The 22,498-nt window shown below is 64.9% G+C and carries 15 protein-coding genes and 4 pseudogenes; 6 read left to right on the forward strand and 13 right to left on the reverse strand.

Annotated features, from left to right (window positions below):
- Positions 1-2: 2 nt before the first annotated feature.
- The 6 genes and pseudogenes from rsmA to lptF form a co-directional block, all read right to left on the reverse strand.
- Positions 3-856, reverse strand: a pseudogene (gene rsmA, locus ALC15_RS13025) (16S rRNA (adenine(1518)-N(6)/adenine(1519)-N(6))-dimethyltransferase RsmA).
- A pseudogene (gene pdxA, locus ALC15_RS13030) lies at positions 857-1,857 on the reverse strand (4-hydroxythreonine-4-phosphate dehydrogenase PdxA).
- A gap of 17 nt (positions 1,858-1,874) precedes the next feature.
- Positions 1,875-2,831 (reverse strand): SurA N-terminal domain-containing protein, encoded by a 957-nt coding sequence (locus tag ALC15_RS13035; protein WP_050627565.1) that lies wholly within the window; start codon positions 2,829-2,831, stop codon positions 1,875-1,877.
- A gap of 75 nt (positions 2,832-2,906) precedes the next feature.
- Entirely contained in the window at positions 2,907-5,324 is a 2,418-nt protein-coding gene (locus ALC15_RS13040) for an LPS-assembly protein LptD (protein WP_050627566.1), read from the reverse strand.
- 77 nt (positions 5,325-5,401) lie between these two features.
- A pseudogene (gene lptG / locus ALC15_RS13045) lies at positions 5,402-6,498 on the reverse strand (LPS export ABC transporter permease LptG).
- Complete coding sequence (gene lptF, locus ALC15_RS13050; RefSeq protein WP_050627567.1) at positions 6,495-7,661, reverse strand: LPS export ABC transporter permease LptF; 1,167 nt, start codon at positions 7,659-7,661, stop codon at positions 6,495-6,497. Before lptF ends, lptG begins: the two are co-directional and overlap by 4 nt.
- 371 nt (positions 7,662-8,032) lie before the next feature.
- Between lptF and ALC15_RS13055 the strand changes: the two genes are divergently transcribed.
- From ALC15_RS13055 to ALC15_RS13065, 3 genes are all read left to right on the forward strand, one after another.
- Entirely contained in the window at positions 8,033-9,535 is a 1,503-nt protein-coding gene (locus tag ALC15_RS13055; RefSeq protein WP_050627568.1) for a leucyl aminopeptidase, read from the forward strand.
- Positions 9,536-9,553: 18 nt separating this feature from the next.
- Positions 9,554-10,006, forward strand: a complete 453-nt coding sequence (locus ALC15_RS13060) for a DNA polymerase III subunit chi (protein ID WP_050627569.1) — start codon at positions 9,554-9,556, stop codon at positions 10,004-10,006.
- 103 nt (positions 10,007-10,109) lie between these two features.
- Positions 10,110-10,679: a hypothetical protein gene (locus ALC15_RS13065; protein ID WP_094193856.1), complete on the forward strand. Its 570-nt coding sequence runs from the start codon at positions 10,110-10,112 to the stop codon at positions 10,677-10,679.
- Between the two features lie 259 nt (positions 10,680-10,938).
- Here ALC15_RS13065 and ALC15_RS13070 read toward each other — a convergent pair.
- From ALC15_RS13070 to ALC15_RS13080, 3 genes and pseudogenes are all read right to left on the reverse strand, one after another.
- Positions 10,939-12,802, reverse strand: a pseudogene (locus tag ALC15_RS13070) (ABC-F family ATP-binding cassette domain-containing protein).
- A 108-nt stretch (positions 12,803-12,910) separates the two neighbouring features.
- Positions 12,911-13,081, reverse strand: coding sequence for a hypothetical protein (locus tag ALC15_RS13075; protein ID WP_167350144.1), 171 nt, complete (start codon positions 13,079-13,081; stop codon positions 12,911-12,913).
- 248 nt (positions 13,082-13,329) lie between these two features.
- Entirely contained in the window at positions 13,330-13,596 is a 267-nt protein-coding gene (locus tag ALC15_RS13080) for a hypothetical protein (RefSeq protein WP_050627571.1), read from the reverse strand.
- Between the two features lie 350 nt (positions 13,597-13,946).
- Between ALC15_RS13080 and ndk the strand changes: the two genes are divergently transcribed.
- Together ndk and ALC15_RS13090 are read left to right on the forward strand one after the other, a co-directional pair.
- Positions 13,947-14,369: a nucleoside-diphosphate kinase gene (gene ndk, locus ALC15_RS13085; protein WP_016847423.1), complete on the forward strand. Its 423-nt coding sequence runs from the start codon at positions 13,947-13,949 to the stop codon at positions 14,367-14,369.
- 112 nt (positions 14,370-14,481) lie between these two features.
- A complete protein-coding gene (locus tag ALC15_RS13090) occupies positions 14,482-15,321 on the forward strand; it encodes a TerC family protein (RefSeq protein WP_050627572.1) in 840 nt (279 codons plus the stop codon).
- A gap of 42 nt (positions 15,322-15,363) precedes the next feature.
- On the opposite strand, the gene ALC15_RS13095 is transcribed toward ALC15_RS13090, so the two are convergent.
- Both ALC15_RS13095 and ALC15_RS13100 read right to left on the reverse strand, forming a co-directional pair.
- The gene (locus ALC15_RS13095) at positions 15,364-16,602 is read right to left on the reverse strand and encodes an acyl-CoA dehydrogenase family protein (protein WP_094193857.1); all 1,239 of its coding nucleotides are present in this window, start codon (positions 16,600-16,602) and stop codon (positions 15,364-15,366) included.
- 138 nt (positions 16,603-16,740) lie between these two features.
- Positions 16,741-17,586, reverse strand: coding sequence for a LysR family transcriptional regulator (locus ALC15_RS13100; protein WP_050627573.1), 846 nt, complete (start codon positions 17,584-17,586; stop codon positions 16,741-16,743).
- Between the two features lie 92 nt (positions 17,587-17,678).
- Between ALC15_RS13100 and ALC15_RS13105 the strand changes: the two genes are divergently transcribed.
- On the forward strand, positions 17,679-18,551 hold the full coding sequence (locus tag ALC15_RS13105) for a quinone oxidoreductase family protein (RefSeq protein ID WP_244486047.1): 873 nt from the start codon (positions 17,679-17,681) through the stop codon (positions 18,549-18,551).
- A 176-nt stretch (positions 18,552-18,727) separates the two neighbouring features.
- Here ALC15_RS13105 and ppx read toward each other — a convergent pair whose 3' ends face one another.
- Positions 18,728-20,230: an exopolyphosphatase gene (gene ppx / locus ALC15_RS13110; RefSeq protein ID WP_050627574.1), complete on the reverse strand. Its 1,503-nt coding sequence runs from the start codon at positions 20,228-20,230 to the stop codon at positions 18,728-18,730.
- Between the two features lie 12 nt (positions 20,231-20,242).
- Positions 20,243-22,447 carry an RNA degradosome polyphosphate kinase gene (locus ALC15_RS13115; RefSeq protein WP_050627575.1) on the reverse strand — a complete coding sequence of 735 codons (2,205 nt, stop codon included), beginning with the start codon at positions 22,445-22,447 and terminating at the stop codon, positions 20,243-20,245.
- Between the last annotated feature and the right edge of the window lie 51 nt (positions 22,448-22,498).

The following is a 22,498-nucleotide window of genomic DNA, read 5'->3' on the forward strand; positions in this document are numbered from 1 at the left end:
TTCTATTTTGTGGACCGTATATCGGCCAATTCACGCGCCATGGCAACAAAGCCCGCGACCGGAATGGTCTCGGCGCGGCGTGTCGCGTCGATACCGGCTGCGGCAGCAAGCCGCGCCGGATCGACCGACAGCGATTTCAGGCTCTGGCGCAGCATCTTGCGGCGCTGGCCGAAGGCCGCGGCGGCGACCTGCTCGAGCATGCGGCGGTCGCACGGCTCGGGCGCGGCGCGCGGGATCAGGCGGACCACCGAGGACGTGCCTTCGGTTGCGGCACGAAGGCCGCGGGCGAAATGTCGAACAGGATCTTGGTCTCGGCGCGCCAGTTGGCGAGCACCGCGAGCCGGCCATAGGCCTCCTCGTCTTCTTGGGCGACGATGCGCTCGGCGACCTCGCGCTGGAACATCAGCACCATGGTGTCGTACCAGGGCGGCCACGGCTCGATCGACAGCCAGTCGACCAAAAGCTGGGTTGCGATGTTGTAGGGCAGGTTGGCGACGATCTTGGCCTTGCCGCCATCGAGCAAGGGACGCGGATCGAAATGCTGCGCATCGCCATGCACGATCTCGATGCGGCCGGGATAGCGCTTGACGATGTAGTCGAGCGCAGCAAGGGCCCGTTCGTCGCGCTCGATCGCGATCACGCGCCTGGCGCCCATCGCAAGCAGCGCGCGGGTCAGTCCACCGGGGCCGGGCCCGACCTCGATCACGGTGCAGTCTTCCAGCGGACCCGCGGCGCGGGCGATCCGTGCGGTGAGATTGAGATCGAGCAGGAAGTTTTGCCCGAGCGATTTGCGCGCCGACAGCGAATGCTCGCGAATGATGTCGCGCAGCGGCGGCAGATCGTCGATCGTGCTCACTCAGCTTGAAGCCGCGGCCATCCGCGCGGCGAGCCGCAGCGCGGCGATCAGGCTCGAGGGATTGGCCTTGCCGGTGCCGGCGATGTCGAAGGCGGTGCCGTGATCGGGCGACGTCCGGACGAAGGGCAGGCCGAGCGTGACGTTGACGGCGTCCTCGAACGCGACGGTCTTGATCGGGATCAGCGCCTGGTCGTGATACATGCAGAGCGCGCAGTCATAGGTCTTTCGCGCCGCGGCGTGGAACATGGTGTCGGCCGGCAGCGGACCCCGGACGGCAATGCCGTCGCGGCGCAGGATCTCGACCGCGGGCGCGACGATCTCGACATCTTCCATGCCGAGCGTGCCGTCTTCGCCGGCATGCGGATTGAGGCCGGCGACAGCAAGCCGCGGCGAGGCGAGGCCGAACCGCGCCTTCATGTCGGCGACCACGATCGCGCGGTCGAGACGATCAGGTCGGTCGATAATTGTGCCAGCGCCTCGCGCACCGAAACGTGGATCGTCACCGGGACGACGGCGAGCGCCGGCGACCACAGCATCATCACCGGCTGCGGTGCGGCTCCGCCGCGCGCGGCAAGCTCGGCGAGGAATTCAGTGTGGCCGGGATGACGGAAGCCGGCGCGGTACAGCACGTTCTTGGCGATCGGGTTGGTGACGACGGCGCTGGCCTTGCCGGCGGCGACATCGGCGACGGCCTGACGGATCGATGCCAGCGCGGCGTCGGCGCTGGTCGCGTCCGGCTGGCCCGGTCGCGCCGTCGCCGCCTTGCCGGTCGCAACCACGGGGAGGGCCCGTTCAAACGTCGCGGAGGCCTCCTCGGCCTTGACCTCGGCAAGCTCCACCGCAACTCCGAGCGCCTTGGCGCGTTCGGCCAGCGAGGCGCGGTCACCAAGCAGGTAGAACGGCGGCAGATCGAGTTCGCGGCGGCGCAGCCATGCGGCGAGCGTGATGTCGGGGCCGATGCCTGCGGGCTCGCCGGATGTCAGTGCGAGAGGTTGAGCCATGCGTCAACGATAGTCGATCACCGCCCGCCTGGATATTCGATCATCGCGGCTTTCCGGACTTCCTGCAGGTAGGCCTTCGACTTCGCCTCGTACTTCTGCACGTACATCTTGTCCCGCATTTCACGCTTCTTGGGCGTGTCCACGGTGGTCGCCTTCCGGCCGCAAAGGGCGACCATCTCGATGCCCTGCTTGGTGAGCTCGGGCGGGGTGAGGTGGCCGACCGGGGTCTTGTCCAGGATGTCGCGCAGCGCCTGCGGCAGATCCGCCGACGTCTTCACGACGATCTCGCGGATCGCGGCGTTGCGCATCGACTTGAAGAACGTGTTGGCTTCCTCGCAACTGGTCACGCGCTCGCGCAGGGAATCCGCTTCCTTGCGACGGGCCTCGAACTCGGATTGCGGCGAGCCGCGGGGCACAATCAGAACGACCGGCTGCATCCTGTACTCGAATGCTTCGGCGTCGGGGGCGTCGCCGGTCTCCTTGACCGCGGTGGCGACGTCCTTTTCGCCAACCTGCAGGCTTTCCTTGAAACGGCCACGGACAAGGCTGGTCCAGACCATGTCGGCCCTGATGCGCTGCTTGAGCGTATCGGGGCGGATGCCTTTGCTCTCGAGGACCTTGGTCAGCTGATCGTTGTTCAGCCGCATCCGCTGCGCCATGCCGCCATAGGACTGTTCGATGTCGTTGGCAGTGGGGTCGACGCCGAACTTCTTGGCTTCCTTGATCTTCAGCTTCTCGTCGATCAGCTCGTCGAGGATGACCTTTCGATCGGGCGCCTTGCCGCCGGTCAGGGCGTTCAGCTTGGCGCGCTGCTCGATGTCGTAATTGGTAATGGGTTCGCCATTGACCATCACGGCGATGGTCTGGGCGTGCAGGCGCGCACCGCCCCCGAGCAGAAGGAAAAGAGCCAGCAGGGAACTCAACACGAAAGAATGGAGGCGCGTTGGCGAGCTAGCGGTCGTTGGTATGGTCATGTCAGCCGTTTAAACCAATTCAAGCCGGGGCCACAGGCCCGCGGCAATACAAGCCCCCCTGATAGGCCCTCACTGCTACTGCATGCCAGCCGAACTGCTGGTCGTGGAGGTCTGGGCGATCGTCCGCAGCCCGATCTGGAACATGATCGCGTGGCTGAGGACGGGCGGCTGCGAACCGGCCTGGTAGGTATAGGACGTGACATAGTTGGCAGCCAACACGAAGCAGTCGTCCACATAGCCCGCGCCCAAGGCATACTGGTTGATCTTGTTCGCTTCAAGGTCCCAGCGCGCCGCACCCTGGACCACCCAGTTCGACGCCACCTTGATCGAGCCGCTGGTAAGGATGCCCTCGCGGCGCGTCAGGTAGCCGAGTTCCGGCTGCGCTGCGTAGTCGCCATACGTCACGGCCACCGACCAGCGGTCGAAATTCGCGGCCGCCGTGGCCTCGAACCGATTGATGTTCCAGGTCGCCTCATCCATCCGCGTGCGGACGCTGAACGTATAGGTGCGGTTGGGCGAATAGGCGAGGCTCGCGACATAGTCCGAGCGCGGGTTCTGCAGACCGGAATCGACGCCGGTGTTGGTGACGTCGGCGACCGCGAACGAGTTCAGCCCGAACATCTGGTAGGACTGTCCGAACATCGCCTTGATGCTGCCGCCGCGATCGAACTGCGTGGTGGCCTGCACGCCGACATTGGCGCGGCTACCGCCTTCGACGCGGTCGTAGCCGGAGAACTTGTCGACCGAGAACAGGTTCGATGTGTCGAACACCAGGCTCTGCGCGTCCTCGTTCGGAAGCTTGCCGGCATTGGGTTCGTTCGGCCGGATGATGACCTGCGCAATCGGCTCGACGGTGGTCGTGCCCCACGGCTGCACATTGATGAACGGGTAGCGGTATTCGAGGCCGACGGTCGGCATCAGGCGAACCGTCTGGGTGTCGCCGACCGGCAGGTAGTTGGAAACGCCCGGCTGGTTCGAGACGTCGGCGTTGATCGCATCGGCACGGATGCTGGCGAACGGCGTCCAAATCTGGCCCAACGGGTCGGTGTAGGACTTACGCCACTGCGCCTCGGCCGTCAGTCGGGTGTAGGTGCCCGGCATGCCGCGCAGCAGGCACTGCGACGGTGTGCGCGCCATCGGATCGGCCGATGTCGTCAGGCACAGGCTGTTGGTGTTGGCAGTCGTCGTGATCGGATCGAACACCGCGGTTTCGCGGGTCAGGTTGACGAAGTTCATCTTGTAGCTGAACTCGCCGCCCAGGATATTGCTGTTGATCACGTTGTTGTAGTCGATGACGGGCGCGACCACCGGGACCTGGTTCTGGTTACCCGAGTAGCTGAGATAATAGATCGCGCGCGCATCGAAGAAGCTGCGGTTGCCGACCCCGGTCAGATAGAGCTGCGAGATCGCTTCCGTCGGCAGCGACAGGAACGAACCGAACGGGTCCTTGTACTGGGCGAGCCGGTAGTCGGACATGAAGAAGTAGTCGGACAGCAGGACGCCGTCCCAGCCCCAGACCCATTTGTCGTTCAGCGCGAACTGGCCCTTGGTGTCGACGCCCCAGCGGAACTGGCGGTCGCCCGGCTGGCCGGCAAATTGTTTCTGGTCGAGCTGGTCGATGCCATAGAGCCGGATCTGATAGGAGCCGTCCGCAAAGCGTTGGCGGAATTCGGTCTGCATCAGCACGCCCTGCTTGGACGTGATGCGCGGATTGAAGGTCGCGTCCATGTCAGGCGCGATCGCCCAATAATAGGGGATTTCGACGCCGTAGCCGAACGCCGTGTAGCTGGTGAAGCCCGGCATCAGGAAGCCGCTCTTGCGCTTCACGGTCGGATCGGGCGTCGAGAAGTAGGGCAGATACGCCATCGGAACGCCGAAGAACTCGAGCTGGGCGTTCTCGAAATAGAGCATCTTCTCGGTCTGGTCATGGATGATGCGCGCGCCCTTGACCTGCCAGAGCGGCGGCTTCTTCGGATCATCCTTACAGGGTGCGCAGGCGGTATAAACGCCGTTGTCGAACACCGTGTAATTGCCGCTCGACCGATCGGCGCGAGTCGCCGCCATGCGAGTCTGGTCCTCGGTGTCGACGCGCAGCGAATCGACGAAGCCGTCGCGGTAGTCGTCGCTGAGATCCAGGATGTTGGCGTAGGTGATCTTGCCTTCCGCATCGGTCATGCGGATGTTGCCTTCGGCATGAAGACGCTTGGTCTTCTGGTCGTAGATGACCTTGTCGGCCTCGACGCTGGTGCCGTTGTAGAACATCTGGACGTTGCCGACGGCCGAGATGCGCGAGTTGTTGTAGTCGTAATCGACCTCGGTCGCCTGAACGAGCATCTGCCCGTCATTCTTGGCCGGCGGGCGGGGCGGCTTCGGCGGACGCGGATTGTAGGTGAACGCCTGCGCGGCGGCCGGCGTCGACGCGACGACGTCGAGCGCGCTGACCACGACGAACGCGGCGAGGAGAGCGGAAATCGAAACGCCAAACGCGGCCATGCGGCTCCGTTGACGGCGCAGGGCACTGCGCCGCCCGAATGCAGGCGACATCAACTGGCGGGCGGCGACACTAGCCACTACCCGTCCTCCTGGTACAGCAAGGCTAAGAAACCGGTGAGGCTACCCACGACGACGGGCAACCACGCCGCAGCGATGGGATGCATCAACTCAGCCTTGCTCAAATCTTCAGTTACTTTCGACAGCACGTAGAGCAGAAAGCCTGCGCCCACGCCACTCAAAACCATCTTCTGCACGCCGCCCATCCGAAAGAAGCGGAGGCTCACAGAAGCCGCCAACATCACCATCGCAGCCAGCAAAAACGGCTGTGCGATGAGCTTGTGATACTGCAAGCGATAGCCAGCGTCGCGAACCCTGAGCTCTCCGACGAGCGGATGTAGTTCGGCAGTTGCCAAAAGGACACAGTTTCGGGGGTGGAGAAACTGTTGCGCACCTGTGCCGGGGTGAGAGTCGTGGTCAGATAGAAGGTGTCCTGATCCACCGGAGCCTTGTCGAGGGTGTATCGGCGTACTCCCGTGAACACCCAGCGGCCTTCTTCGAGCGTCGCTTCGCGCGCCTCGATTCGCTCCTTGAACTGCAACGCCGTATCGAATCGGAACACCGTCAGGCCGGTCAGCCGCACGCCCTGCTGCTCGCTGCGGGCCGCATTGATGATCGCCTGGCCCTCGTCATTGATCTGGTTGAGCCAGAAGCCCGACGCGTCCTGAATGCCGCCGCCCGGCGCCGAGCCGAACAGTTCTGCTTCCATCCGTTTCGAGAGCTCGCGCAGATTGGCCGACATCGGATTGTAGGCGGTGGTCGCAAAGATGCCGAGCACGATCGCGCTGGCCAGTGCCGGCGAGATGAATTGCCAGGCCGAGACGCCGGCGGCGCGCGCCACGACGAGCTCCAGCCGCCGCGACAACGCGAGATAGCAGGTCATCGCGCCGATCAGCACGCAGAACGGCATCAGCTTTTCGAGCAGTTGCGGCACGCGGAACAGCGAGGTCTCGGCGACGGTGATGGCGGAGGCGCCGACGAGGCCGGACGTCTTGCGCACCATCTCGATGTAATCGACCAGCACGAGCAGCACGAAGATGCCCGCGAACACGCCGACCGCCGCGATCACGAATCGGCCGGCGAAATAGCGCCCGAGCGTATTTGTGACCATGCTCATGCGGTTGCCGGCCTCCGGAACAGCCGCGCAATGCGCTCGTTGTTCCTGTTGATGGCTTCCAGCAGCCGCGGCGGCGGCTCGACGACGACGCCGCCGATAATCATCCAGAGGCCGATGCCGATGCCGGCGAACAGCATCAGATATTGCACCAGTGCCGCGATCGGCGTCTTCACCGCCATCACCGAGCAGGCGAATCCGACCATGCGCAGGCCGAACACCGCAAACACCGAGCCACCGATCGAGAAGTTGCGGCTTTGCCGCGTGGTGCGCGGCGCGCCGAGGAAGGCAAAGGTGAGGGCCGCGAACGCAAACGGATAGATCGGCGCCATGAAGCGATCATGCAGCTCCGCGAAGAACTGGCCTGACAGCTGCTGATAGGTCTGATCGTGCTCGTCCGGCCACATCAGCTCCCACAGGTAGCGCTCGCGAATTCCGAGCGTGACGTCGCGCCCTTGCGAGAATTTCGACATGTCGAACGCATAGCGCTGAAACACCACCAGCGTCGGATCGCGCTTGCCGACCTCGAATCGCTCGAGATTGCCGTCCTCCAGCACCAGATATGAGCCGCTTTCGTTCTTCAGCACGGTGCCGTGGTCGGCGACGATAGTGACGCGCTGCTGCGGATCGCGGCGATCGTCGACGAAGACGCCGCCGAGTACGCCACCGGGCAGGCGCTCGCGGATTCGAATCGTCAGGTTCTGGTCGAGCTGGGCGAAGCGGCCGGGCTGCAGGATGTTGGTCAGGACGTCGGCGGTGATCTCGGCATCCCACTGCTTGATCCGGCGCATGCCGTCGGGGGCGAGATAGGCGCCGATGAAGGCGACCAGCGCCGCGACCACACAGGTGGCATAGAAGAACGGGTAGAACAGCCGGAACGGCGAGAAGCCGGCAGCGTTCATCACGATGATCTCGGAATCGGTCGCGAGCTTGTTCAGTGTGTGCGAGATCGCGATCATCAGCGCGATCGGGGCGATGATCAGCACGAGGGCAGGGATCACGAGCCCGGTGATGCCGAGGAAGGTGAGGATGGTCTGACCCTGGCTGGTCATCAGGTCGATGCCGCGCAACGCCTGGGTAATCCAGATCACCCCGGTGAGGCTGACCAGGACAAGCGCAAACGACGCCAGCGTCGTTTTGAAGATGTACTTGTCGACCGACCCCATCGCTACCGCACGACCCCTACGTCCCCCTTCGCGCAACCAAACGCACGGCTTTCGACCAATCCCGTCAACCCGGGTTCCCCTATGGTCGAGCCGCGGATCCGTCCGGCTCACTCACTGTTCACAGTCTCACTACCATCCCTTTGATCCGTCAACAAAATGGCCGCGCCAAGGCGCGCTTAATTTATGGTTAATTAATCGCTTTTGTGGCCTTCCGGCCACTCCGGCGCTTGGCAGCGGCGCAGCCGGCAGGTCATAGTGTGTCACAAGCCCGGTCCGGGGACGTTCCGGACCGCCATCGCAATGCTCACCCCCGCGTGCCGAAAGGACCGCCTCAGGTCCGAGCAACACCCTGAGTTCTGGAGGATTTTCCTATGTCCGACGCCGTCAAGGTCGGCTTTGTCCCGTTCTCCGCGTCCGCTCGCGGCATCCTGGTCGCCTTTTGCGACGAGCAATTGAAGTTGGGGACTGCCACAAAGAAGGTGCTGGGAGCCGCCGCGGAGACGGTCAAGCGGGCTGCCGCCGCCAACCAGTTCAAGGGCAAGAGTGGGGCAGCCCTGGACATCCTGGCGCCGGAGGGAATCAAGGTCGATCGGCTGATCGTGATCGGCACCGGAAAGGCGGCCGACCTCAAGGAGAAGGATCTTCTCAAATTCGGCGGCGTGGCGGCCGGCAAGCTCAATGCCGGCAGCGCCGCGATGACCGTCCTCGCGGAACTGCCCGATGCTGCAATGACCGGCGCCCAGGCTGCCACGATTGCCACCGGCATCCGCCTGCGCGCCTACAAGTTCGATCGTTACAAGACCAAGAAGAAGGACGGCGATGACGGCACCGTGCGGGCCGAGGTCTCGATCGCGGTCGACGACGTCGCGTCTGCAAAGAAGGCGTTCGCGCCGGAATCGTCGATCGTCGACGGCGTCAATCTCGCGCGTGAGCTCGTCAACGAGCCGCCGAACGTGCTGTACCCCGAGGAGTTCGCGCGCCGCGCCAGCCAGCTCCGCAAGCTCGGCGTCACCGTCGAGGTCCTTGACGTCAAGGCGATGACCAAGCTCGGCATGGGCGCGCTGCTCGGCGTCGGGCAGGGCTCGGTACGGCCCAGCCGCACCGTGATCATGCGCTGGAACGGCGGAAAGAAGAGCGAGGCGCCGGTCGCGTTCGTTGGCAAGGGCGTCTGCTTCGACACCGGCGGTATCTCGATCAAGTCGGCCGGCGGCATGGAGGATATGAAGGGCGACATGGGCGGCGCGGCCTGCGTGGTCGGGCTGATGCACGCGCTTGCCGCGCGCAAGGCCCGCGTCAACGCGGTCGGCGCCATCGGTGTTGTCGAGAACATGCCCGACGGCAATGCGCAGCGTCCCGGCGACATCGTCACCTCGATGTCCGGCCAGACCATCGAGATCATCAACACCGACGCCGAGGGGCGTCTCGTGCTCGCCGACGTGCTCTGGTACGTCGCCAAGAAGTGCAAGCCGAAGTTCATGGTCGATCTCGCGACGCTGACCGGCGCGATCATGGTCGCGCTCGGCACTGATCACGCCGGCCTGTTCTCCAACAATGACGAGCTCGCCGAGCGCCTCGCGAAGGTCGGCCTGGAGACCGGGGAGAAGGTGTGGCGTATGCCGCTCGGTCCCGAATACGACAAGCAGATCGACTCGCAATTCGCCGACATGAAGAACACCGGCGGCCGCAACGGCGGCTCGATCACCGCAGCGCAATTCCTGCAGCGCTTCGTCGACGGCACGCCCTGGGCCCATCTCGACATCGCCGGCACCGCGATGGGCGCGCCGAAGACCGAGATCAATCAGAGCTGGGGTTCGGGTTACGGCGTCCGGCTGCTCGATCGGCTGGTTTCCGAGTATTACGAAGCCAGGAAGTAAGAGAGTGTCGGCCCGCGCATGACCGAGGTTCTGTTCTACCATCTGCAGAACATGACGCTGGAGAGCGTGTTGCCGCCGCTGCTCGAGAAATCGCTCGAGCGCGGCTGGCGGGTGGTCGTGCAATCGACGTCACAGGAGCGCGCCGAGGCGCTCGACGCGCATCTGTGGACCTACAGCGACGATTCGTTCCTGCCGCACGCCAGTGCGCGCGTTGCCGATGCGCAGGACCAGCCCATCCTCCTGTCGATCGAGGAAGATAATCCGAACCGGGCCAACGTCCGTTTCCTGGTCGACAACGCGGCGCTGCCGGCCGACTGCGACAGCTACGAGCGGGTGGTCCTCGTGTTCAACGGCGACGATCCCGACGCCGTGGCCGCGGCGAGGGCGAGCTGGACCGCCTGCAAGTCACGGGGCTTCGAGGTCACCTATTGGCAGACCGACGAGCGGGGACGTTGGCAGCGGCGCCAATAGCGATATCGACTAATTAATGATAATTCGACGTTTCCCGGGGCGGGTCACGGTCATGCCGCAAAGTGATGTTCGGACAACCCCTTAGGTAGAGGGGTTAGGAGCCTTGTCGATCGTGCGAGACGGAACATTCAGTCGGAAGTCGTTGCTGGCCTTGCTGGTGCTTGCACCTGGCCTTGCCGGTTGCTCGAGCGCGTCCGACATTTTCTCGCGCGACGCCGACTGGTTCTCGCGGCCCGGACGGGTGTTCATCCGCAACATCTCGATCGAATCGCCGCCGCTCACGCCGGACAAGCCGGTCACCAATGACGACCTCGTCAGCGCCGACGGCAGCTGTCCAGGCATGGCGCCCCCACCGGGCGCTGCCGATGCGAATGCACAGGCCGGCGGTGCACCGCCGCCGCAGCCGACCGGCGGCAGTGTCGCGCTTGGTCACACCGAATGCGACGTCGTGCGCGGCATCGGCGCCCCCGATAGCGTGAACCTGTCGAACGGACCTGGCGGCGAACGCGTCGCGGTCGTGACCTGGTCGCGTGGCGCACGCGCCGGCATCTATACGTTCTCCGGCGGGCGCCTTACGTCCGTCGAACGCGGCCCCGATGCTGCGCCGGAGCCGAAGGTCGCGAAGCCGGCGAAGAAGAAGCCGAAGAAGCCGGCGCCAACCTCGAACGGTTGAGCCGTTTTTGCCGCAGCGGCAGGTCGATGCTTGCATGCGCGGGCGTGACACCGGAAGGATGAGAGCCCACGCTTTTCACCACACGTCGTCCCAGCCTAGTGCGCAATTACGCACGGGAGCAGGGACCCATACCCCGCGGCGGATGCGGCTGACGGGACTCGTCGTTCGACGATCGCGCAACAGTGACCATCGGTGATTATGGGTCCCTGCTTTCGCAGGGACGACACCGAACATGCGGCTCCGCCCGGTGGATCATGCTCTAGTTCGCGGCCTGGTCGAGTTCGGCGCTGGCCTCCAGCCACTCTTCCTCGGCGCGTTGCAGCGCGCTCTCGGCACCGGCGCGCGCTTGGTCAGCTGCGCAGCCTGCTTGGGATCGCGGGTAAAGATATCGGGCAGCGCGAGCGCGGTATCGATCTTGGCGATGATGCCGTTGATGCGCTCGATCTCGGACTCGGCTTGCGTCACCCGCTGGCGGGGTGAGGCGCGCCTTTCATTGCGAATGCGCTCGGGCTTTGCGGCGATCTCCTTGGCGCGCTCGCGCGAGGCGGTCCGTCCGTCATTGGCCGACAGGATCATGCGGCGATACTCGTCGAGATCGCCGTCATAGGCCGTCACGGTCTGGTTCGCCACGACCCACAACCGGTCGGCGCAGGCTTCGATCAGATAGCGATCGTGCGAGACCATGATGATGGCGCCGGGGAATTCGTTGATCGCCTCCGCCAGCGCCGCGCGGCTGTCGATATCGAGATGGTTGGTCGGCTCGTCGAGGATGATCATGTTCGGGCCGTAGAACGTGGCAAGCCCGAGCAGCAGCCGCGCCTTCTCGCCGCCCGACAGGCTCCGCACCAGCGTGTCGCCGGCCTTGCCGGAGAAGCCGATCGCGCCGACCCGGCCGCGCACCTTGCTCTCCGGCGCCTCGGGCATCAGCTTGCGGATGTGATCATAGGGCGAGCCGTCGAGATTGAGCTCGTCGACCTGGTGCTGGGCGAAATAGCCGACCGAGAGCTTGTCGGCCTTGGTGATCCTGCCCGAGAACGGCGCGAGCTTGCCCGCCAACAGCTTGACCAGCGTCGACTTGCCGTTGCCGTTGGAGCCGAGCAGCGCGATGCGGTCGTCGCTATCGACGCGCAGCGTCACGCGATTGAGCACCGGCTTGCCCGGCTCGTAGCCGACCGAGACGTCATCGACCGCGATGATCGGCGGCGACAGCAGCTTCTCGGGCGCCGGGAACGAGATCTCGTGACGTCCTGGGTCACCAGTGCGGTGATCGGCTTCATCCGTTCCAGCATCTTCACGCGCGACTGCGCCTGGCGGGCCTTGGAGGCCTTGGCCTTGAAGCGGTCGACGAAATCCTGCAGGCGCTTGCGCTCATCGGCCTGCCGCTTGGCGTGCTTCGCGTCGAGCAGCTCGCGCGCGGCGCGCTGTTCCTCGAACGAGGAGTAGGTGCCCTTGTAGAGCGTCAGCTTGCCGCGATCGAGATGCAGGATCTGATCGACCGAGGTGTCGAGCAGATCGCGGTCGTGGCTAATCACGATCACTGTGCGCGGATAGTTGGCGAGATGGTTCTCGAGCCACAGCGTGCCTTCGAGATCGAGATAGTTGGTCGGTTCGTCCAGCAGCAGGAGATCGGGCGCGGAGAACAGCGTCGCCGCCAGCGCCACGCGCATGCGCCAGCCGCCGGAAAATTCCGCGCAGGGCCGCGCCTGGTCTGACGTCGAGAAGCCGAGGCCGGAGAGGATCGCCGCGGCGCGGGCGGGAGCGGAGTGGGCGTCGATGTCGACCAGCCGGGTCTGGATCTCGGCGATCCGATGCGGATCGTGCGCGGTCTCGGCCTCGCGCAACAGCGCGTCGCGCTCGAGATCGGCCTTCAGGACGACGTTGATCAGACTTTCCGGCCCGTCCGGCGCTTCCTGCGCGAGGCTGCCGATCCGCCAGCGCGGCGGCAGCGTGATGCTGCCGCTCTCGGTCGGGAGGTCGCCGCGGATGGCATGAAACAGCGTCGATTTGCCGACGCCGTTGCGGCCGACAAATCCGACGCGGGCTCCGGGCACAATTTGCACAGAACTGTGATCAATCAGCAGCCGTCCGGCGATCCGGACCGAGATGTCAGTGATGGAGAGCATGCAGCGTTGTCACCGGACCCGCTGCCAAACGCAACCCGTCTGTTGGTAAAATCTGTCCGGGCGACGGCCCCGAAAGAGCGTTTGGGCTGCCGGTCAGCCCAAAGCCAACTAGTGATGATCGCCTTCCCGTCGTTGCATCTCGTCGAGAAGCTGTTGCAGGCGGGACGACAGCGCGGGCTCCGGCCGCATGCTCTGCTGAAGCCGTTCACCCACGGCATCGCAGATGTAACGGCAGGTCTTGTGGTCGATCTGATCGGCGTCGTTGTCGATCTTGGTCATTGTCATCGTCATGGCTGGTCTCTCGGCAGATCTCTTGGATGTTTCTTGGCGAGTTCCACCTCGCGTGTTCGGCCAATGCTCGCCATGACAAGTCGCGACCCCGAATTTGGTTTCCGTTCTGCCTTACTCTCGCCTTCAGGTGGTGGGGCGCGTGGCGCCGCCGGGTTCCCAGGTGGACACGAAAAAAGCCCCGGCGCGAGGCCGGGGCTGAGGTCAGTCAGGGGAGCAGGCGATAGAGACCAGATGGATCAGTAGCAGCGGTTGACCAGGCGCCAGCGGGGACCCCACGGGGTCGGCACCACGCGGCGCACGTAGCAGCCGCCGTAGCCATATCCGTAACCGCCGTAATAGGCCGGACCACCGACGATGACGCGCGGGCCACCCCACCAGCCGTGGTGCCATCCACCGTGCCAGCCGCCATGCCAACCGCCCCATGCCGAGGCGGAGGTCGGGGCGAGCGCGGCGGCGCCGAGCGAAATTGCGGCAATGGCGGCCAGCGAAATCTTGCGTAACATGATCGTCTCCTCGAGCTATGGGCGCGCGCGGCGCGCCCGCGGTGACATCGTTTCCCGAGACGTCCTGTGAGGCTTGCGGATGGGGGGCCAGCAAGGCGTCCGATCGGTGGAGAGCCTATGCGGGTGGAGCTGAACGGCAGCGGCACGGCGCTGACAGAATGGGTTCACCTAGGTGAAATCGCGGTAAGCCGGGCGAGCCGGTCGCGGCCCCAAGGCCGAGCGAATGGCGGTTTTCGTCTTGAAAATCCATCAAAACTAAAGGCTAACGCGTCACAGGGTCGCTTGCCGTTACCCCATCGCGCCGATATAAGCCCCCGCAACTCCCAGCCACCGTTTACAAGGACGAAATCATGGCGATTGAACGCACCTTTTCGATCATCAAGCCCGATGCCACCGAGCGCAACCTGACCGGCGCGGTCAATGCGGTGATCGAGAAGGCGGGCCTGCGGGTCGTCGCGCAGAAGCGCATCCGCATGACCCGCGGCCAGGCCGAGACCTTCTACGCCGTCCACAAGGCGCGCCCGTTCTTCGGCGAGCTGGTCGACTTCATGACCTCGGGCCCGGTGGTGGTCCAGGTGCTGGAAGGCGAGGGCGCCATCCTGAAGTATCGCGACGTGATGGGCGCGACCGATCCGTCGAAGGCGGCCGAAGGCACCATCCGCAAGCTCTATGCGAAGTCGATCGGCGAGAACTCGGTGCACGGTTCGGATGCGCCGGAGACCGCGGTGATCGAGATCGCGCAGTTCTTCGCTGGTAACGAGATCGTCGGCTAACGACGTACAACTGAAAGTGACACGGTCTCCTTGAGGAGACCGTGTCGAAATAGACTGGGGAGCGGCGGACGACCGCCGCCAGGGGCGGCCGCAAGGCCGAATAGGACTCGCTGTGGACTGGCTGTGGCAGATCTTTGATCCGGCGTACATCGGCGCGTTCTTCACCGAGTTCAAGAACGAGATGGCGACGCCGACCTTCTGGGTCGCCGTCGGCAAGATCATCTGGATCAATGTCCTGCTGTCGGGCGACAACGCGCTCGTGATCGCGCTCGCCTGCCGCGGGCTCGCGCCGCGCCAGCGCCTGTGGGGCATGATTCTCGGTGCCGCCGCGGCGGTGCTGCTGCGCGTCATCTTCACCGGCATCGTCGCCAGCCTGATGGAGCTGCCCTTCCTGAAACTGGTCGGCGGACTGGCGCTGATCGTGATCGCCGCCAAGCTGCTGGTACCGGAGCAGGAGGACGAGGACGGCGTGCAGGCGGCCTCGCATCTGTGGGCCGCGGTGCAGATCGTCGTCGTCGCCGACATCGTGATGAGCCTCGACAATGTGATCGCGGTGGCGGCTGCCGCCAATGGCAGCGTGCCGCTGCTGGTGCTCGGCCTTGCGATCAGCGTTCCCTTGATCGTTGCCGGCGCGGCGCTGATCATGGCGCTGCTCACCAAGTTGCCGATCCTGGTCTGGGCAGGCGCCGCGCTGCTCGGCTGGATCGCCGGCGACGTGATCGCGACCGATCCGGCGGTGCATCCGAAGCTCGATGCGCTGTTCGCCGGCTCGCTCGGCGCCAGGCTCGATTCCTGGCTGACGTCGCTCGGGATGTCGCCGCAATTCGCCCATGGCGGCAGCGGCGGCGAAATCACGCTCGCCGTGCTCGGCATCATCGTGGTGCTGGTGATCGGATCGCTCTGGCGCCGTCACGCGCTCCGCAAGGCCAAGCACGCCGCCAAGGCGGCGTGACCGGCTCCTGCGATCGCTCGCTTCGGGCGGGCCACGGAATCGTCAACGGAACGCATCGATCCCGGTCAGCGCGCGTCCGACGGCAAGCGTATGAATTTCATGCGTGCCTTCGTATGTCGAGACAGCCTCGAGATTGATCATGTGGCGGATCGGCGCAAATTCCAAAGTAATGCCGTCACCGCCATGCAGGGCGCGGGCTTCACGTGCGACCTCAAGACCTGCCTGAACGTTCTGAAGCTTGCCCAGGCTGAGCTGCGCGGCCGTCACGCACCCCTGTTCTCTCAGGCGGCCGAGATGAATGGCGAGCATGGTGGCGTGGCCGACCTTCGAACACATCACCGCAAGGCGCTGCTGTGTGAGCTGGAAGTTCGCCAGCGGACGGCCGAACTGTGTTCGCGCGAGCGATCGCTCCAGTGCCGCGAGGAAGCAGTCGCGCGCTGCTCCCGCCGCGCCCCAGAGAATCCCGTAGCGCGCTTCGCTGGTGCAGGAGAGGGGCGCGCGTGGGCCAAGCGCAAGGGGAAGCAACGCCGATGCCGGCAGCCGAACGTCGGAGAGGCTGAGTTCCGTGGAAGAGGAATGGCGCATCGCGACCTTGTCGCCGATGTCGACGGCGCTGAAGCCGGTGGTTCGGGTCGGGACGACGAAGCCACGAATCCCATCGTCGGTCTTCGCCCAGACGATCGCAATGTCTGCATCTACGCCATTGGTGATCCAGCGCTTGCTGCCATTCAGCACCCAGTCGGGACCGTCCCGCCGGGCCACCGTCTGCATGCCGGCGATATCGCTGCCGGCATTGGGCTCGGTCAACGCGAAGCAGCCGACAGCCTCGCCTGTGGCAAGCTGCGGCAACCATTCCGAACGTTGGTCCGGCGAACCGTACTCGGCCAGCGCGAACATCACGAGGTTGTCTTGCGTTGAAACGAGCTGCCGAAAGGCGGTGTCGCCTGCTTCGAGCTCGAGCATCTGCAAGCCGAACGAGACTGCAGGCGGGATCCGGGCGGCAGATTCCCCGATCAATCTGCCGAACATCCGGTGCCGGCCGAACAGCTTCGTCAGTTCGCGAAGGGGCGGCCTTGTCTTGAACCAATCCCGTGTATGGGGCTTCAGCTCTGTTTCGACGAACTGCCTCACGGCATCGCGTTCGCTGCGCTCCGCAGGTGTGAGCAGCAGGTCGAGTGCCAGGAAGTCCGCCGGGCTCGAAGTGTCCTTGCCATGCAGTACTTCCGGCAGCAGCCATACCTGTTCGGCGGCGTCATGTTCCACAAGCGATACGTTCGCCATTTCGAATCGTCCTCCTTTGCGAGACCGGCATTTGCCTGCGAGCGACCTGTGCATCGCGGTGGTGCGGAGGAGAACTGCCGATCTGTGCGCAGTTCCTGTGCGCAAACGCGCAGAAGTGTGGCTACGAGATGTCCCGGCTCACCTCAGGCACTGGGTTATGGTCACGAGGTGATCGATCACGACGCGGATCCGTGCCGAGCGGCCGATGTCGGGGTGATAGACGAGCCACAATTGGCGCGTGGCTTCCTCGCTTTCAGCCACGCAGCGGAGCTCCTTGCAGTCCGCCGCGAGTACGTGGGGTACGGCGGCGAGCCCCATCCCGGCGCGGGCACCCGAAATCAGGGACACCAGATCGTTGGCAAGCATCACGATGGGCCGATCTCCGGCGAACTTGCGCAACCAGCGTTGCTGCGGAGAAGCGTCAAGCGCTTCGTCATAGGCGAGAAAGACCCGATCTGGCTCGGCGACCTCGTCGAGATAAGCGTGCGCACCGTAGATGCCGTATCGCAGGTGGCCCAGGTTCCGGATCGTCAAGCCGCTGTCCTCGGGGCGTGACAGCCGCAACGCAATATCGGCTTCGCGGCGGGCGAGGCTCGCTGCGGCGGTAGCACCGAGAACGTCGAGAACGAGACCGGGATGATCCCGGCCCAGAGCCGCAAGCCGAGGAACCAGCCAGAGGCTTGCGAACGCAGGCGGCGCGCTGATCCTAACCCGGCCATTGATCGCAGCCTCACCGCCTTCGAGGCGTTGAATCGAGAAGACAGCTTCTTCGAGTGAGCCGACGCGTTCGGCGATACGTTCGCCTTCGGCCGTCAGCACATATCCGCGTGGCAAGCGATCGAACAGCTTGATCTTGAGCGCGCGCTCCAGGCTGTCGATACGCCGGGCGACCGTCGAATGGTCAGCGCGAAGCCGGCGGGCGGTGGCCGAGAGATTACCTTGGCGCACAAGTTCGGCAAAGAAACGCAGGTCATCCCAATCCATGTGCGAATTTTTGCACAGAAACTGCGCGGAGATAAGGAATTCTTGCGCGCAGGCGGTCGCCCTAGGTTGGCCTCACCATCTGGAGACCACCAATGACCCTGAGCATTGCCATGACCGCGCCCGGCGGCGTCGACGTCTTCGCGCCCGTTCGTGCGGACCTTCCACATCCGGCCGCCGATGAGGTGCGGCTGCGTCAAACCGCGATCGGCGTTAACTTTGTCGATATCTACCAGCGCATGGGGCTTTATCCCGTACCCAGCATGCCCGCCGTCCTCGGAGTCGAGGGTGCCGGCATCGTGGAAGCTGTCGGGACTGAGGTCGAGGCGTTTCGCATCGGCGATCGTGTCGCCTATGCCGGCCTGCCGCTCGGCGGCTATGCCGAAGCGCGCAACCTGCCGGCCAGCAGGCTGGTGCGCATTCCCGACGGGATCGATGACCAGACCGCAGCGGCCGCCATGTTGCGCGGCATCACTGCGCACATGTTGCTCGATCGCGTCTGCCCGGTCCGTCAGGGCATGGTGGTGCTCGTGCACGCCGCCGCGGGAGGACTCGGGTTGATCCTCACGCAGTGGGCAAAGCGGCTCGGCGCAACCGTGATCGGTACGGTCGGCTCCCCCGACAAGGCAGAGCTTGCGCGCAGCCACGGGCTCGATCACGCGATCCAGTATCGCGAGACGGATTTCGTCGCGGAGGTTCGGCGTCTAACCGATGGCGGCGGCGTCGACATCGCCTATGACGGGGTTGGCGGTGAAACGTTGATACGGACGCTCGATGCGATGAAGCCGTTCGGCAGCATCATCAGCGTCGGCCAGGCCAGCGGCTCTTTGCCGGCGATCGCGCTCGGCGAGTTGGGACCCCGTCGGTCATTGTCGCTCGCGCGGCCCAGCTTCTTTGCCTATGCCAGCGATCCAAATTCCTCGCCCGCGCTACGGCCGCCTTGTTTGAGCAACTCGGACGCGGCCTGAAGATCAAGATCGGCGCCGAGCTTCCACTGGGCGACGCTGCCAAAGCGCATCTCCGTCTCGAGCAAGGTGCAACCGTCGGGTCCATTTTGCTCAGGCCGTAACGACCGCCACAGCTCTCGAATTGAATCATCCGACAAGGGAAGCCCGGTTCGATCCTGGTGGTGTCGGGAACGCTCCTAGCGCCGTACGATCGAGCCGGCGCGCCCGACGAGCCGCGCCAACTGCCTGAAGCGGCTGCCGACGCGATCGGCGACCAGATCGACCATCCGATGCTCGAACACCAGCATCAGCTTGCGGCCCTGGGTGCGGAAATGGGTCGCCGGCAGCACGCCGGTGCGCGCCGCCGTGATCAGATGCGCGACCCGGAACGCGGCGCCGAGCACGCGCGCACGCTCGTCCATCGCCGGCGTCACCAGCGAGCGGATCTGCGGCGGCGGTTCGTTCTCCTCGCTGAGGCCGGCGTAGCGATAGAACACCGAGAGCGCGACGAAGGCGCGTCCCTGATGCGTGATCGAGCCGAAATTGCCGTTCATGATCAGGCTGAGGGTTTCCTCGCCGCGGTGATCGGGATGCACGCGCCAGCCGATGTCGGAGAGCAGGCAGGCGACGTGACGCAGCCTGCGGTCCTCCTCGGTCTCGCGCAGCCTGACGACGCGCACCAGGCGGTCGGTCCAGGCAGTCAGCTCCTTGGCGTGGCGGGCGGAGCGTGACAGCAGCTCGTTGAGGTTCTGCGCGGCGCAGGCGAGGCCGTCCTTGGCGCGTTCGGCCGGCGGCAGCATCTCGTAGAGCAGGCCCTCGCGCACGCCGAAGGTCGAGAACACAATGGTCTTCGGCTGGGCCACGCGGATGATGTATTCGAGCACGAGCGCGGCGTAGGCCAGCAGCGGCCGCCGCGCATCGGCAATCGATTCGATATTGGCCAGCATGTTGGTGGCCGCCAGCCGCCGCAGCCGCTGTGCGAAGTCGAGCGCGTCGGCGGCCGGGATCGAATAGCCGTGCATCACCTTGAGCGGGTAGCCGCTCTGGATGATGTGGATGCGCGCCAGCGCACGCCAGGTGCCGCCGACCGCGTAGAAGGTGCGGCCGCGGCCGGTCTTGAGCTGGGCGACGCCGAGCAGCTCGTTCTTGACGATGCGTTCGGCGCGCTTGAGCGATTTGTTCGAGAGGTCCTGCAGTGCGAGGCTGCCGAGCGGCAGCGTCACGCCGCTGCGCACGCGGTTGCCCTTGACGTCGATCAGTTCGAGTGAGCCGCCGCCGAGATCGCCGACGATGCCGTTCGGATTGTGCACGCCCGAGACGACGCCGAGCGCCGACAGCTTCGCTTCACGCGGTCCGGTGAGAATCTCGATCTTGGCGCCACAGATGCGCTCGGCCTTGGCGATGAAGTCCGGACCGTTCTTGGCGTCGCGGCAGGCCGCGGTCGCGATCGCATAGACGCGGCCGACCTGCTGGATCCGGCACAGCGCGCGGAAGCGGCGCAGCGCGGTCAGCGCCTTGTTGACCGCGTCGATTGCGAGCAGGCCGGTGCTCTGCACCTCGCGCCCGAGCCCGCACAGCGCCTTCTCGTTGAAGATCGTGATGAGGCTGCGCGCCATCGACTCGTAAACCACGAGACGAACCGAGTTCGAGCCGATATCGATCACAGCGACGCTGGAAGCGCGCTTCCGCGGCCGCTTCACCGGTAGGCCCCCTTAAGACGATGGCTGCTGACGCTCGTTGCGACGCGTGAGACGGCGCGGTGAAGATTCCTTGAGAGACTTACCACGGCCGGACAGACTCGGATTTGTCATAAAATAGTCATGCAGATTGAAGGGCTCTTCGCCCTTCGCGGCCTTCATACGCGTTGACGATCCGTCGGGCAACAATTGCCAGCTCTGCTCGGTGTCCTTCAGGTTCGCGACCATGATCTGTTCGAGAACCTGCTGATGCACCGTAGGATTTTGCAGCGGACAGAGAACCTCGACGCGGCGGTCGAGGTTGCGCGGCATCATGTCGGCGGACGAGATATACACAGCAGCTTTTGTGCTCGGCAGGCCCTGGCCCATGCCGAAGCAATAGATTCGGCCGTGTTCCAGGAACCGGCCGATCACCGATTTGACGCGGATGTTCTCCGACAATCCCGGGAGGCCGGGCCGCAGGCAGCAGATGCCGCGCACCACGAGTTCGACCGAGACGCCGGCCTGCGAGGCCTCGTACAGCGCGTCGATGATGTCGGGGTCGACCAGCGCATTCATCTTCATCCAGACCGCGCCCGGCCGTCCGTGCTTGACGTGGGCGATCTCGCCATGGATGTGCTCGATGATCCGCTTGCGCAGCGTCAGCGGCGACACCGCCATCTTCTCGATGTCGCTCGGCTCGGCATAGCCGGTGATGTAGTTGAAGACCCGCGCGACGTCGCGACCGATGATCGGATCCGAAGTGAAGTAGGAGAGGTCGGTGTAGATGCGCGCGGTGACCGGATGATAGTTGCCGGTGCCGGTGTGCACATAGGTCGTGAGGTTGCCGCCCTCGCGGCGCACCACCATCGACAGCTTGGCATGCGTCTTCAGTTCGATGAAGCCGTAGACCACCTGCACGCCGGCCCGCTCGAGGTCGCGCGCCCAGCGGATGTTGGCTTCCTCGTCGAAGCGCGCCTTGAGTTCGATCAGCGCGGTCACCGACTTGCCGGCTTCGGCGGCCTCGGCGAGCGCACGCACGATCGGCGAGTTGTTCGAGGTGCGATAGAGGGTCTGCTTGATCGCGACCACGTCGGGATCGCGCGCAGCCTGCTGCAGGAACTGGACGACGACGTCGAAGGATTCGTAGGGGTGGTGGACCACGAGGTCCTTCTGGCGGATGGCAGCGAAGATATCGCCGCCATGGTCGCGCACGCGCTCGGGGTGGCGCGGCACGTAGGGCGGGAATTCGAGGTCGGGGCGATTGAGGCGGGTGAGCTGCGACAGCTCGTTCATCGCCAGCACGCCGTCGACCAGGATCACTTCATCGTCGGCTGCCGACAATGCGTGCTGCACGAAAATGCGCAGCTCTTCGGGCATCGAGGCCTCGATCTCGAGCCGGATCACCGACCCGCGCCGGCGGCGCTTCAGCGCGGTCTCGAACAGGCGCACGAGGTCTTCGGCCTCTTCCTCGATTTCGAGCTCGGAGTCCCTGATGATGCGGAATGCACCCTGGCCCTTGACGGTGTAGCCGGGGAACAGGCGGCCGATGAACAGACCAGTGGCCTGCTCGAGCGTGATCAGCCGCGCCGGAGCTCCTTCCTTCGTGGTGGGAATACGGATGAAGCGGTCGATCTTGCCGGGCATGCGGATCAGCGCGTTCATCGCCTTGCCGTCGGAGATCCGCGACAGCTGCAGCGCGACCGTGAAGCCGAGGTTCGGGATGAACGGGAAGGGATGCGCCGGATCGATCGCCAGCGGGGTCAACAGCGGAAAGATGTTGTGGAGGAAGTGATCCTCGATCCAGGCGCGCTCGGACTTGGTGACGTCGCGCCCATCGACTAGCTGGATGCCGACCTTGGACAGGATGTCACGAAGGTCGCTCCAGATCGCCTGCTGGTCGGAGGCGAGCTGCGACACCGTCTTGTTGATCATGACGAGCTGCTCGGCCGGCAGCAGGCCGTCCGGGCTGCGCTCGGCGATACCCTCGCGGACCTGCGCCTTGATGCCGGCGACGCGCACCATGAAGAATTCGTCGAGATTGTTCGCCGAAATCGACAGGAAGCGGACCCGCTCCAGCACGGGATGGCCTGTGTTGACCGATTCCTCGAGCACCCGGCGGTTGAAGTGCAGCCAGGAGAGCTCCCGGTTGATGAAGCGCTCGGGGCTGCTCGCGATCGCCGGGACGGGCGGGAGCTCCGCCTCTTTCTCTTTGATTTCAGGTGCTTGTGCGGAGTCCATCAAGTGCTGGTCCAATTCGGGGCAGGGGGCCGGAGCGGTCTAGCCGAAGGC

The organism is Bradyrhizobium viridifuturi, assembly GCF_001238275.1.
Lineage (GTDB): Bacteria > Pseudomonadota > Alphaproteobacteria > Rhizobiales > Xanthobacteraceae > Bradyrhizobium > Bradyrhizobium viridifuturi.

Bases quoted from the DNA above. Each gene is read 5' to 3' on its own strand.
- ALC15_RS13100 (WP_050627573.1), bottom strand. From the start codon at position 17,586: ATGGATTGGGATGACCTGCGTTTCTTTGCCGAACTTGTGCGCCAAGGT.
- ALC15_RS13080 (WP_050627571.1), bottom strand. From the start codon at position 13,596: ATGTTACGCAAGATTTCGCTGGCCGCCATTGCCGCAATTTCGCTCGGC.
- ALC15_RS13040 (WP_050627566.1), bottom strand. From the start codon at position 5,324: ATGGCCGCGTTTGGCGTTTCGATTTCCGCTCTCCTCGCCGCGTTCGTC.
- ALC15_RS13060 (WP_050627569.1), top strand. From the start codon at position 9,554: ATGACCGAGGTTCTGTTCTACCATCTGCAGAACATGACGCTGGAGAGC.
- ALC15_RS13035 (WP_050627565.1), bottom strand. From the start codon at position 2,831: ATGACCATACCAACGACCGCTAGCTCGCCAACGCGCCTCCATTCTTTC.
- ALC15_RS13075 (WP_167350144.1), bottom strand. From the start codon at position 13,081: ATGACCAAGATCGACAACGACGCCGATCAGATCGACCACAAGACCTGC.
- ndk (WP_016847423.1), top strand. From the start codon at position 13,947: ATGGCGATTGAACGCACCTTTTCGATCATCAAGCCCGATGCCACCGAG.
- ALC15_RS13115 (WP_050627575.1), bottom strand. From the start codon at position 22,447: ATGGACTCCGCACAAGCACCTGAAATCAAAGAGAAAGAGGCGGAGCTC.
- lptF (WP_050627567.1), bottom strand. From the start codon at position 7,661: ATGGGGTCGGTCGACAAGTACATCTTCAAAACGACGCTGGCGTCGTTT.
- ALC15_RS13095 (WP_094193857.1), bottom strand. From the start codon at position 16,602: ATGGCGAACGTATCGCTTGTGGAACATGACGCCGCCGAACAGGTATGG.
- ALC15_RS13055 (WP_050627568.1), top strand. From the start codon at position 8,033: ATGTCCGACGCCGTCAAGGTCGGCTTTGTCCCGTTCTCCGCGTCCGCT.
- ALC15_RS13105 (WP_244486047.1), top strand. From the start codon at position 17,679: ATGACCCTGAGCATTGCCATGACCGCGCCCGGCGGCGTCGACGTCTTC.